Origin of the sequence: Variovorax sp. 3319 (assembly GCF_031456585.1) — a bacterium.
Classification (GTDB): Bacteria; Pseudomonadota; Gammaproteobacteria; order Burkholderiales; family Burkholderiaceae_C; genus Variovorax; species Variovorax paradoxus_P.
Map to the genome: position 1 here is coordinate 313097 of NZ_JAVDUZ010000001.1, position 11994 is coordinate 325090.

Consider the following 11994-nt stretch of genomic DNA (forward strand, 5'->3'; position numbering starts at 1 on the left):
CGCGATGATCGAGGGATGACCAAGTCCGCCGTACAGACCGGCATTCCCTCTGCCCAGGGCAGCGCAAAGAGCATTGCGCCCGGCCTCATCCTCGCTTCGCTGGGCGCCATCGCGTTCAGCGGCAAGGCCATCATCGTCAAGCTGGCGTATCGCCACGGCGTGGATGCCATTACGCTGATCATGCTGCGCATGCTCTTTGCGCTGCCGCTTTTTGCGGTCATGGCGTGGTGGGCGGGGCGCGGCAAGCCTGCGCTCACGTTTCGCGATTGGCTTGGAGTGATCGGGCTCGGCTTCTCCGGCTACTACCTTGCAAGCTTTCTCGACTTTGCAGGGCTTGCCTACATCTCGGCCAGCTTCGAGCGGCTGATTCTTTATCTCAACCCTACGCTGGTGCTGCTCTTCGGCTGGCTGCTGTACGGGCGCCGAGCAACGCGGCCGCAGGTGCTGGGCATGATCGTGAGCTACGCCGGCGTGCTGCTGGTGTTCGGGCATGAGCTCTGGACCGGCGGCGGCGGCAAGGGCGGCGGGGCGGCAGCCTGGGGCGCTTTTCTGGTGTTCCTGAGCGCGGTGAGCTATGCGGGCTATCTGGTCTACAGCGGTGAGTTCGTCAAGCGGCTCGGCTCGCTGCGGCTCGTGGGCCTGGCCACCACCGTGGCCTGCGTGCTGTGCATCCTGCAATTTGTGCTCACGCGGCCCATGAGCGTTGCAATGCAGGCGGCGCCCGAGGTCATCTGGCTGTCGGTGCTCAACGCAACGCTTTGCACGGCGGTACCTGTCCTGATGGTCATGATGGCCATCGAGCGCATCGGCCCCGCCATGGCTGCGCAAACCGGCATGATCGGGCCTCTTTCGACCATCCTCATGGGGGTGGTCATACTCGGCGAGCCGTTCACCGCGTGGATTGCGGCCGGCACGGTGCTCGTGATTGCGGGCATCTTCGTTTTCACACGCACGGGGCGCTAGCGCCCCTGCAGTACAGGAGAAAAACATGGATCTGGGCATTGCAGGCAAGACCGCGCTGGTGTGCGGCGCGAGCAAGGGGCTCGGCTACGGCTGCGCCGAAGCGCTGGTGCGCGAGGGCGTGAACGTGGTGATCGTGGCGCGCGGCGCCGAGGCGCTCGAAGCAGCGGCTGCCAAGCTGGTCGCGGCGGCAGCAGGCTCGCCGGCACCCTTCGTCAAGCATGTGGCGGCGGACATCACCACCGAGGCAGGCCGCGCGGCCGTGTTCGCGCTGGGCCATGAGTTCGACATCGTGGTTACCAATGCCGGCGGCCCGCCGCCAGGTGACTTTCGCAATTGGGACCGCGAGGCATGGATCAAGGCGGTCGACGCCAACATGCTCACGCCCATCGAGCTCATCAAGGCCACCGTCGACGGCATGGCCAAGCGCGGTTTCGGGCGCATCGTCAACATCACGTCCAGCTCGGTGAAGTCGCCTATCGACATCCTGGGCCTGTCGAACGGTGCGCGCAGCGGGCTTACAGGCTTTGTTGCCGGCGTGGCGCGCACTGCCATTGCGGCGCAGGGCGTAACCATCAACAACCTGCTGCCCGGTTCCTTCGATACCGATCGCCTGAAGGGCACGATGGCCGGCACGGCCCAGAAGACCGGCCAGGACTTCGACACCGTGTGGGAAGCCCGAAAGAAGAACATTCCTGCCAAACGCTTCGGCACGCCGGCGGAGTTTGGTGCCATCTGCGCTTTTCTTTGCAGCCTGCAGGCAGGCTACATGACGGGGCAGAACGTGCTGGCCGACGGCGGGGCTTATCCGGGCACTTACTGACCCCGCCTCATGGTCTCAACGTCTGGATGACGACGAGACCACGATGCCGCCCACGATCAGCAAGAAGGCCGCGCCGTGGTACCAATGCGGCGGCTCGCCGAGAAACGCCGCGGACATCAAGGCTGCAAACAGCGGCGTGAGGTTCATGAAGAAACTCGCCGCCTGCGGCCCGGCCTTCTGCACGCCGCTGCCCCAGCAGCGGTAAGCCACCACGGCGGGGCCGATGCCGATGAACGCCAGGGCAGCAAAAAGGGGCCAGCCCAGCACGATGTGTGCATCGGTCAGCGTCCACTCTCCCGCCGCAAATGCGCCTGACCACGCCAGGCCGAACACCAGTTGTGCCATGAGAAAAGCGGCCCAGTCTTGCCGCACGCCTTGCGGCTCGCGCGTGCGAACCAAAACCCAGCTGTAGAACGCCCAGGCGATGGTGCCCAGGATCATGTACAGGTCGCCCGGCACCAGGCGCAGCCCCAGCAACTGCTGCCATTCACCCCGGCTCAGCACCAGCAGCACGCCAAGCATCGAGAGCAGCGAACCGCCAATTTCTCGCCCGCTGACCCGGGCACCGAAGAAGATGGCGCCCGTTGCAAGCATCCACAGCGGCAGGCTGGAGCCCACGAGCGTGACGTTGATTGGCGTGGAGGTTTGCAGCGCCAGGTACTGAAAGGCGTTGTAGCAGCCGATGCCGAGCAGCCCCAGCACGGCGTAGCGCTTCCAGTGCGGCCACAGGGGGCTGGCCGGGCGCAGTACGGGCCATGCGAGCGGCAGCAACAGCACGAAGGCAATGGCCCACCGCACAAAGTTCAGCGTGATCGGCGAAACCAGATCGCGCACCATGCGGCCGACCACGGCATTGGCGGCCCACAGCAGCGGCGGCACGGTGAGCAGGAAAACGGTCGAAGGCGTGAGGCGCTGCTGGATCTGCATGGCCGCCGACTCTACCGGGCATTGCCCGTCGCCGCCGCGGAAAGGCCAAACGTGGCACGATGCGCGTCTTCTTTTTCGCGAGCCTGGAGACTATAAAGATGATGAGCAAAGCCGTCCGTATCGACCGCCATGGCGGTCCCGAAGAACTGAAGATCGTCGATGTGGAGGTCGGCGAGCCCGGGCCCGGCGAAATACGCATTCGCCACAAGGCGGTGGGCCTGAACTTCATCGACACCTATCAGCGCAGCGGCCTCTACCCGTTCCAGATGCCTTTGCAACTGGGCATGGAGGCCTCGGGCGTTGTAGAGGCGGTGGGCGAGGGCGTTACGCACCTGAAGGCGGGCGATCGCGCCGCCTATGCCAGCCAGCCTCCGGGCGCCTACTGCGAGCTGCGCGTAATGCCGGCCAAGTGCGTCTGCAAGCTGCCTGACGCCATTTCGTTTGAAACAGGCGCGGCCATGATGCTCAAGGGCCTCACGGCGCAATACCTGCTGAAGAAAACGCTGCCGGCGGAAGGCCTGCAACCGGGCGACTACGTGCTGTTTCACGCCGCGGCCGGCGGTGTCGGGCTGATCGCCTGCCAATGGGCCAAGGCGCTGGGCCTGCAGCTGATCGGCACGGCCGGAAGCGACGCCAAGTGCAAGCTTGCGCTCGAGCACGGCGCCGCGCACGCCATCAACTACAGCACCGAGAACTTCGCGGCCCGGGTGAAGGAGATCACGGGTGGCAAGGGCGTGAAGGTGGTGTACGACTCGGTGGGCAAGGACACCTGGGAGGCCTCGATCGAATGCCTGCGCCCCTTCGGCCTGCTGGCGGTGTTCGGCAATGGCTCGGGCCCGGTGCCGCCGATCAGCCTTGGCACGCTGGCCTCGAAGGGCTCGCTCTACGTGACGCGCCCGACCTTGTTCACGCACATTTCCACGCGCGAGAGCACGCAGGCCATGGCGGACGACCTGTTTGCCGTGGTGCAGAGCGGCGCGGTGAAGATCCCGATCGACCAGCGCTATGCATTGGCCGACGTGCAGCAGGCCCACCGCGACCTGGAAGCGCGCAAGACCACAGGCTGCACGATCCTCACGCTCTGACGGCGGGCAGCGGCCGGCCTTGCGGCGGCCAGCCTTGTCCTACCCGCGATGGGGTGTCATGCCTTCGTCTTGTGCGGAGCGCACTTTGTAGCCTGCTACAAAGCTCGAGAAACGCCAGTAGACGCCATCATGGACACCGTTAGAACCTTTGTTGTCGAAGACAACCCCACCATCCGCGAAAACCTGCTGGGCACCTTGCGCGAAGTGGCCAGGGTCGACCCGGTGGGACAGGCGGAATCGGAGCGGGAAGGCACCCGTTGGCTGACGAGCAACCTGTCTCAATGGGACCTGGCCATCGTCGACCTGTTCCTGAAAGACGGCACCGGCTTCAGCGTGCTCGAGGCCTGCCGCAACCGTGAGCCCGCGCAGAAGATGGTGGTGCTCAGCAACCATCTCACCCCCGAGATGCGCCGGAAATGCAAACAGCTGGGCGCCGATGCGGTGTTCGACAAGGCCACCGAGATCGACGACCTGATCGACTTCTGCCTGCGCCGACGGCAGGAGCAGTTCATGAGCTCGCTTTATTCGATGGCGCACTGACAAACTTGCCTTTGCGCTTTGCGGCCTGCTTCGCAGGCTGATCAGCTCTCGATCTTCCCCAGCCTCGATTCGCGCAACCGGCTCGGTGCCAGCGCACCGGCCGATTCGAGGATCGGGTAGGCAATGGAGCAGATGTGCGAGTTGATGCGCTTGAGATCGCTGATCAGGTCGATGTGCAGCGAACTGGTCTCGATGCTCAATGTGGTGCGGTCGGACAGCCGGTCGAGGTGAGTGGTGGCATATGCGCGTTCAAGGTCGCGAAAGCGTGCTTTTTCTTGCAGCAGCTTTTGCGCATCGCGCACATTGCCGTTCAGGAACACGCTCATGCTCAGCCGCAAGTTGGCCACCAGCCGGCCATGCAGTTCCACGATTTCCGCCATGCCGGCAGCCGAGAAGTTGCGCTGCGGCTTGATCTTCTTGTCTTCAATGTCGATGATCACGCGCTCGATGATGTCGCCGATCTGCTCCATGTTGATGGTGAAGCTGATGATGTCGGTCCAGCGCCGGCTTTCTTCTTCGCCCAGCGCTTCGCGCGAGATGCGCGTCATGTAGTACTTGATGGCCGAGTAGAGCTCGTCCACCGTGTCGTCGAGCTGCCGCAGCTCCTGCGACAGGCGAAGGTCGTTGTGGCGGATCACGTCGAGCGTGCCGATGAGCATGGTTTCGACAATGTCGGCCTGGTGCAGCGCCTCGCGCGCGGCATTCGAAATGGCGAGCGAAGGCGTTGAAAGCGCCGAAGGGTCCAGGTGATGCGGCCGCGTGGACGTGGCCGGCTGCTGCGGCACCGGCAGCATCTTGGTGACCAGCGTTGCAACCCACTGTGTGAGGCCGATGAAGCCCACGCTGATCACTACGTTGAACGCCAGGTGAAACAGCACCACGCCGTGCGTTGCGTTGGGCACCTGGGGCTGCACATAGCGCAGCCAGAGCCCCACGAACGGCGCGACGATGGCCACGCCGAACGCCTTGAAAAGCAGGTTGCCCACCGTGACCTGCCGCACCGGTACGGCCGACTTGGCGGTAGTGAGCACAGCCAGCAAGCCGCTGCCAAGGTTGGCGCCGAGCACCAGCCCCAGCGCCACATCCAGCGGAACCACGTTGGAGCTTGCCATGGCCGCCACCAGCAGCACCACCGCCAGGCTCGAATACGCCACGATGGCCAGCGCAGCGCCAATGGTTATTTCAAGCAGCACGTCGCTGTTGAGCGAGGCCAGCAACGCGCGCACCGCCGGCGCCGAGAAGAGCGGCTCGGTGGCCTCTACCACCAGCTGCAGCGCGAGCAGCATCAGGCCCAGCCCGATGAGCACGCGGCCAACCCGGCCGGCCACGCTGGCCGAGCGCGAAATGAACAGCACCACGCCCACGAAGATGAACATCGGCGAAAGCCACGACAGGTCGGCCGAGAACAGCACCGAGATGAGGGCTGTGCCGATGTCGGCTCCGCGCATCACTGCCAGCGCGGCGGGCAGCGTGACCAGGCCCTGCCCCACGAAGGACGAAGTCATCAGCGAGGTGGCCGTGCTCGACTGCACCAGCGCCGTCACGCCAATGCCCGAGAGCGCGGCCGTGAAGCGGTTGCGCATGCTCTGCACCAGGATCTTGCGCAGGTTGGCCCCGAACACGCGCAGCACGCCCGTTCGAACGAGGTGCGTGCCCCACACCAGCAGTGCGACGGCGGCGAGCAGGTTCAGAAGATGCTTCATGGGTGCCGGTTTCTATCCTTTTCGTTTTGATTCGTTTGCGACCCCATTTTCCACACTATGGACTCAATCGATCAGTGCTCCGTTGTCATGGAAAGGAAAAGGGCCTTCGAAAGTGCCAGAGGCCGCCAGATGGGTGACCAGCCGTCCGTTGCGCGGAAACCAGGCGTGCACCCGGAACCCGGGCGGCTCCAGCATCCAAGCCGAGGCAGCATCGGGCGCCAGGTCCAGGCAGACCTGGTGCGCCGGGGCAGGCGAAGTGGAGGCGATGGTGCCGCCGAAGCGTACGTCGATGGCGCGGTGCAGGTGCCCGCAGATCACGCGTTCGACGTTGGGGTGCCGCGCGACCAGCGCTTCGAGCGCCTGCGCACCCTGCAGCAGGCCGATCTCGTCCATGTGGCCGATCAGCGTCTGGAAGGGCGGGTGGTGCATGGCAATGACCACCGGTTCGCCGCGGTGAGCCTCTAGCTGTTGATCCAGCCAGGCCAGCCGCTGGTCGCACAGCGCGCCGTGGCTCTCGCCTGGCACGCAGGTGTCGAGCGCCAGCAAGCGCAGCGCGCCCACGCGAACCGAGTACTGCACAAAGCCGGCAGAGCCCACGCCCGCTGCCAGGTAGCCGTGGTCCGGAAAGCTGCGTCGCAGCTGGTCGCGGTCGTCATGGTTGCCCGGCATCAGGTAGACCGGCATGGTGAGTGGAGCGAGAAGGCGCGCCAGGTGCTCGTATTCGGCCGCACGGCCAAAGTCGCTCAGGTCGCCGGTGATCACCACTGCGTCGGGCTGTTGCGGCAGCCGCAGCACCGACTGGACGGCGCGCTCCAGATACGGCGCGGTGTCGATGCGGCCATACGCCAGCCGGCCGGGCTCGCGGATGTGCAGGTCCGTCAGCTGGACCAGGACAGTGGTGTGCTCTGTGGTTGTTGTCGTCATGCGCTGGTTTCCTGCGACGTCATCAGGCGATCGGGTTGAAGGCGAAGGCCGACCGGATCCCCCGGGCCGAAAGGCGTGTCGCGGCCTACATCGGCAACCAGCAAGGACTGGTCCTGCGTGCGCAGGTGCAACTGCACGCGGTCGCCGAGAAAGGTGCGGCGTTCGACGGCGGCAAGGCCCCAGCCAGGCTGGGGTGCGCCCACCTCGACGTCTTCGGGTCGCGCCAGAAGCATCGCATGGTCCCGCCATGCGGGTGGGCAAGGCAGTGTGCTTCCGCCGAGTCGGACAACGCCTTGCGCAATGGCTTCGGGCTCGCGCGACAGGCGGTTCACCCGGCCCAGGAACTCCGCCACGAACGGGTGGGAGGGCGCGCGGTACAACTCTTCGCCGCGGCCGATCTGCACGATGCGCCCGGCGCTCATCACTGCCAGGCGGTCGGCAATGGCCATTGCCTCCTGCTGGTCGTGCGTCACGTGGATGGCCGTGATGTGCAGGCGGCGCAGCAGTTCGGCGAGCTCGTCGCGCAGCGACTCCTTGAGCTTGGCGTCGAGCGCGGCCAGCGGTTCGTCGAGCAGCAGCACGCGCGGGCGCACGGCAACCGCGCGCGCCAGGGCCACGCGCTGCCGCTGGCCGCCGGAGAGCTCGGCGGGGCGCTTGTTTTCAAGGCCGCCGAGCCGAGTCAGGTCGACCAGCTCGCCCACGGCGCGCTTTTCTTCTTCGGGCGACACACCGCGAATGCGAAGGCCATAGCCGATGTTTGCGGCCACCGTCATCTGCGGAAAAAGCGCGTAGCTCTGAAAGACCATGCCCACGCCGCGATGTTCCACCGGCCGCTGTGTCACGTCTTGCCCGCCGAACACGATGCGGCTGCCTTCGTCGGGCGCCTCGAGCCCTGCGATCAGCCGCAGCAGCGTGGTCTTGCCGCAGCCGGAGGGGCCGAGCAGCGCGAGCACCTCGCCCGCCTCCACGTGCAGGTCGGTTGGCAGCAGGCCGCGCGTGCCGTCGGCGTAGGTTTTTGCGCAGTTCGCGATTTCGATAGGAATGCGTTCAAGTTCCATGGCGTTTCTGCATGACGTTGGCGAGATATTGGAGGCCCCACAGGACCGGAAGGATCACGGCGAAGAAGACCAGCGTGTAGGCCGAGCCGATCTCGATGCGCATCGACGCATAGCTGTCGGCCAGGCCCACAGGCAGGGTGCGCGTGAGCGGTGTGTGCAGCATCCACGTAAGGTTGAACTCGCCCACCGAGAGCGTGAACACCATCAGGCTGCCGGCCACGATGGCGGGGAACACGGCGGGCACCAGAATGCCCATGAAGCGCTGGCGGAAGTTGGCGCCCAGCGAGCGCGCCGCTTCTTCGAGCGCGAGCAGGTCGTCGCGCTGGAACGCCGAGCTCACGGTGCGCACCATGAACGGCAGCGTGAACACCATGTGGCCCACGAGAATGAAAGCGAAGCTCTGGCGAAAGGCCGTGAGCTGGCCGTAGGCAAGGATGAGCGCGAGTGCGGTCGCAAGCCCCGGCACTGCAACGGGCAGCGTGAGCAGCTCTTCAAAGATATGCGCCGCGCGCGAGCGGCTGCGCGCCAGCGCATAGGCGCAGGGCACGCCCAGCAGCACGGTGCCTATCACGCAGGCCGTCGCCAGCGCGAGCGACCAGCCCACGGTGCCGCCGTAGTTCTCCCACACCTCGCCCAGCCAGCGCAGCGTGAGTCCGCTCTTCAGGCCCGCGCTGTAGTTGTTGACCAAGCCGGCCATGACGGACAGCAGCATCGGCGCGATCATGAAAATGCTCACGAGCACTGTGATGACCAGCAGGAAGGGCGCCTTGGGTTGCGTGATCTTTCGCATGAGCGGTTCCCTCGATTCAGCGCGCGACCGGGTTGGCGCCGAAGCGGCGCGCAACGAACAGCACCAGCCAAGTGACGAGGCCCAGCGCAATAGAGAGCGACGCGGCGAGCGCGAAGTTGGCGTAGTTGGTGAACTCGTTGTAGATGGTGATGGGGATCACCTCGAACTTGCTGGCAAGGGTGAATGCGGTGCCGAAGGCGCCCATGGAGGTGGCGAAAAGAATGGCGCCGCAGGCCAGCGTGGTGGGGGCGAGCTCGGGCATCCACACATCGCGCGCAACGCGGAGGCGAGAGGCCCCGAGCGATCGCGCGGCTTCTTCGAGCTGCACGTTCATGGCTTCTGCCGCGGCGGCATAGGTGGCAATGGCGCGTGGCAGCGAAAAGTACAGGTAGGCCAGGAACAGGCCGAGCAGGCCATAGGCAAAGGTAATGCGTTCACCGAAGAGGCTGTCGCCGATGTCGGCCACCAGGCCTTGCCGCCCGCCGAGCAGGATGACGAAGAAGCCGATGATCACGCCCGGAAAGGACAGCGGCAGCGTGAGCAGCGACAGCAGCATGCGCTTGCCGGTGAAGGCATGACGTGCAAGATAAATGCCGACGGCCGCTCCGAGCACCAGCGTTGCAAGTGTCACGGCCACCGAAAGCACCACAGTGTTGACCATGCTCTGCAAGTAGCGCGAGTCGGTGAGCACTGCGAAGTAGGTGGACCAGCCCTTGGTTGCGGGCAACGTGAGAAGGCGCACCACCGGCAGTAGCCAGAAGGCGGCGAAGAACACGGCCGCGGGGGCTGCGCAGGCCAGCAGGCGCCAGCGTGGGTTCCAGGCGTTGGGTTGCTTCATCTCAGATTTTCAGTTCGCGCTATGTTGCGGGGCGCCATTGTTCAGGGCGCGTGCACAGGCCACCGGGTACTCCCCTCCGCGAATGTCCCCCGGGGCTGCGCCCCCTGAACAAAGCACTTAGCGCACTTCCTTCAGATAACGATCAGAAAACGCCCGCTGCGCCTCAGCCATGCGTGCGTAGTCCACGCTCTTTGCGCGGGCGTACTCGGTAGCCGGCAGGAACTGCGCCTCGACGTCCTTCGGCATCGCACTCGCGCGCACCGGTCGCAGGTAAGCCTTGGCCCAGATGGCCTGGCCTTCGTCGGAGAGTACGAAGTCGAGCACCTTCTTGCCCTCGGCTGCGTGCGGCGCCTTGGCGACGAGGCTCATCACGTAAGGCACGGCCAGCGTGCCTTCGCTTGGAATGACGAATGCCACGTTGGCCTTGTCCTTGTACTTGGCGCGGTAGGCGTTGAAGTCGTAGTCGAGCAGGATCGCGATTTCGCCCGACAGCACCCGCGCGTAAGAGGTCTGCTTGGGCACGATGGGTTCGTTCTTCTGCAGCGCCTTGAAGTAGTCGATGGCCGGGCCGAAATTGTCGAGCGTGCCGCCGCGTGCTTCGTTCACCGCCACGGCACCCACGTAGCCGACGAAGGCCGATGCGGGATCGAGGTAGCCGATGAGGCCCTTGTATTCGGGCTTGAGCAGGTCGGCCCACGATTTGGGAACCGGCTTGCCCTTGAGCGCATCGACGTTGACCATGAAACCGAGCGTGCCCGAATGAATGGTGAACCAGTTGCCTGCGGGGTCCTTCAGGCCGTCTGGAATGTCTTTCCATGCTGCCGGCTTGTAGGGCTCGACCACGCCGTCTTTCTGGGCTTGTACCGCGAAGGTCACGCCCAGGTAGGTGACGTCGGCCACGGGGCTCGCCTTCTCGGCAACGAGTTGCGCGAGCGACTGGCCCGAGTTCTTGTTGTCGGCTGGCACGGTGACGCCGGTCTTGGCCTTGATGGCCTTGAGCTGCGTGCCCCAGTCGGCCCATTCGGTGGGGCAGTTGTAGCAAATGGCGGTCTGCGCCATGGCACTGCCGGCGGCAACGAGCGCGGCGGCAAGCAGGCCAAGGCGGGCTATGCGAGAGATGCGGAGGGACATGAAAGAACTCCTTGATGGATGTGAGGGTGGGATGGGTGAGAGGGGTGATCAGTCGTCGGCGATATCGCTCGCGGATGCGCACGACTCGCCATCGCGAAAGAAGCAGGGCAGCAGCAGGCTCGCTTCGGGTTGCAGCGCGGTGCCGTCGGCCATGGCCTGGATCAGCAACTCGACGCTGCGCCGGCCGATGTCGCTGTTGGGCTGTGCAACGGTGGTGAGCGCCGGCGTGAGGTCTTCGCCGAGTGCAATGCCGTCGAAGCCCACCACGCTGAGATCGTCCGGCACGGCCAGATCGCTCAGGTGTGCGGCGCGAATGCTGCGAATGGCGAGCAGGTCGTTCGAACAGACGAGCGCTGTAGGCCGACTCCTGGCTTGCAACAGCTGCGTAAGCATGTCGACTGCGCTTTCGACAAAGGGCACCTCGATGAGCGGCGGCGCATTCAGGCCGGCATCGGCCATGCCTTTTTGATAGCCCCGGTAGCGCTGCTGCGCCCGGTCGGAGGCGGCCAGCGTGCCGCTGACCATGGCGATGCGGCGGTGCCCGAGCAGTACAAGGCGTGAGACGGCGTCTGCCACTGCGGCTTCGCCGTCGACGGTGACGCAAGGGTGATCGGGGTGCCGGTTGTAGGCCAGCACATAGGGCGTGCCGCTGGTGCGAAGCCGTGCAAGGGCAGCCGAAGTGGACGGGTTGGACACCACGAGGATCAGCCCGTCGACGCTGCCCGCCAGCAGCAGATGGACCGCGCGTTCTTCTTCGTCCAGCCGGTAGCCCGTGGTGACCGGAATGATGGCGTAGCCACCCGCAATGGCAGCACGCGCAATGCCTTGCAGGCACTCGGCGAAGGTGGGGTTCAGGAGCGTGGGAAGCACCACGCCCAATGCGCGGCTGCGCTGTGTGCGCAAGGTGCGCGCGCTGGCGTTGGGCACGTAGTGGAGCTCGCGCGCCACGCGTTCCACCAACTCACGCGTGGCTGGCGTGACCTTGTCCGGGAAGTTGAACGCCCGGGATACGGTGGCCACGGAAACCCCGGCCTTGGCTGCAACGGATTGAATGCTCATCGTGCGGTGCTATGTAAACGATTACATTGCACCGCGGCAGTATGACCCCGCTATGACAGGCCAAGAAAGTCGGGAAAAACCCTCGCGTCGGGTTTGCTCCCTCGCCCTGTGGGAGAGGGTTGGGGCGAGGGCAGAAAGCCCTCTAACGAACGACCA

Annotated in this window: 12 protein-coding genes; 4 read left to right on the forward strand and 8 right to left on the reverse strand. The window is 65.3% G+C overall.

All coding sequences use genetic code 11. The features are described from left to right. The first annotated feature begins 15 nt into the window (after positions 1-15). On the forward strand, positions 16-963 hold the full coding sequence (locus J2X67_RS01505) for a DMT family transporter (protein WP_309949848.1): 948 nt from the start codon (positions 16-18) through the stop codon (positions 961-963). A 25-nt stretch (positions 964-988) separates the two neighbouring features. Then, positions 989-1783: an SDR family oxidoreductase gene (locus J2X67_RS01510; RefSeq protein ID WP_309949849.1), complete on the forward strand. Its 795-nt coding sequence runs from the start codon at positions 989-991 to the stop codon at positions 1781-1783. Between the two features lie 15 nt (positions 1784-1798). Here J2X67_RS01510 and J2X67_RS01515 read toward each other — a convergent pair whose 3' ends face one another. Then, positions 1799-2710 (reverse strand): DMT family transporter, encoded by a 912-nt coding sequence (locus J2X67_RS01515; RefSeq protein WP_309949851.1) that lies wholly within the window; start codon positions 2708-2710, stop codon positions 1799-1801. A 101-nt stretch (positions 2711-2811) separates the two neighbouring features. Here J2X67_RS01515 and J2X67_RS01520 point away from each other — a divergent pair, with 101 nt between their 5' ends. Both J2X67_RS01520 and J2X67_RS01525 read left to right on the forward strand, forming a co-directional pair. Next, entirely contained in the window at positions 2812-3795 is a 984-nt protein-coding gene (locus tag J2X67_RS01520; protein WP_309949853.1) for a quinone oxidoreductase, read from the forward strand. 129 nt (positions 3796-3924) lie between these two features. After that, positions 3925-4335: a response regulator gene (locus J2X67_RS01525; RefSeq protein WP_309949855.1), complete on the forward strand. Its 411-nt coding sequence runs from the start codon at positions 3925-3927 to the stop codon at positions 4333-4335. A gap of 41 nt (positions 4336-4376) precedes the next feature. Here J2X67_RS01525 and J2X67_RS01530 read toward each other — a convergent pair whose 3' ends face one another. From J2X67_RS01530 to J2X67_RS01560, 7 genes are all read right to left on the reverse strand, one after another. Then, the gene (locus tag J2X67_RS01530) at positions 4377-6038 is read right to left on the reverse strand and encodes a Na/Pi cotransporter family protein (RefSeq protein ID WP_309949857.1); all 1662 of its coding nucleotides are present in this window, start codon (positions 6036-6038) and stop codon (positions 4377-4379) included. A 63-nt stretch (positions 6039-6101) separates the two neighbouring features. Further along, positions 6102-6962 carry a phosphodiesterase gene (locus J2X67_RS01535; protein ID WP_309949859.1) on the reverse strand — a complete coding sequence of 287 codons (861 nt, stop codon included), beginning with the start codon at positions 6960-6962 and terminating at the stop codon, positions 6102-6104. Continuing rightward, complete coding sequence (locus tag J2X67_RS01540; RefSeq protein WP_309949861.1) at positions 6959-8020, reverse strand: ABC transporter ATP-binding protein; 1062 nt, start codon at positions 8018-8020, stop codon at positions 6959-6961. Before J2X67_RS01540 ends, J2X67_RS01535 begins: the two co-directional genes overlap by 4 nt. After that, positions 8010-8810 (reverse strand): ABC transporter permease subunit, encoded by an 801-nt coding sequence (locus J2X67_RS01545; RefSeq protein ID WP_309949863.1) that lies wholly within the window; start codon positions 8808-8810, stop codon positions 8010-8012. Before J2X67_RS01545 ends, J2X67_RS01540 begins: the two co-directional genes overlap by 11 nt. Before the next feature lie 16 nt (positions 8811-8826). Then, entirely contained in the window at positions 8827-9648 is an 822-nt protein-coding gene (locus J2X67_RS01550) for an ABC transporter permease (RefSeq protein WP_309949865.1), read from the reverse strand. 117 nt (positions 9649-9765) lie between these two features. Continuing rightward, the gene (locus J2X67_RS01555; protein WP_309949868.1) at positions 9766-10779 is read right to left on the reverse strand and encodes an ABC transporter substrate-binding protein; all 1014 of its coding nucleotides are present in this window, start codon (positions 10777-10779) and stop codon (positions 9766-9768) included. Between the two features lie 48 nt (positions 10780-10827). Beyond that, positions 10828-11838, reverse strand: a complete 1011-nt coding sequence (locus tag J2X67_RS01560; protein WP_309949870.1) for a LacI family DNA-binding transcriptional regulator — start codon at positions 11836-11838, stop codon at positions 10828-10830. Between the last annotated feature and the right edge of the window lie 156 nt (positions 11839-11994).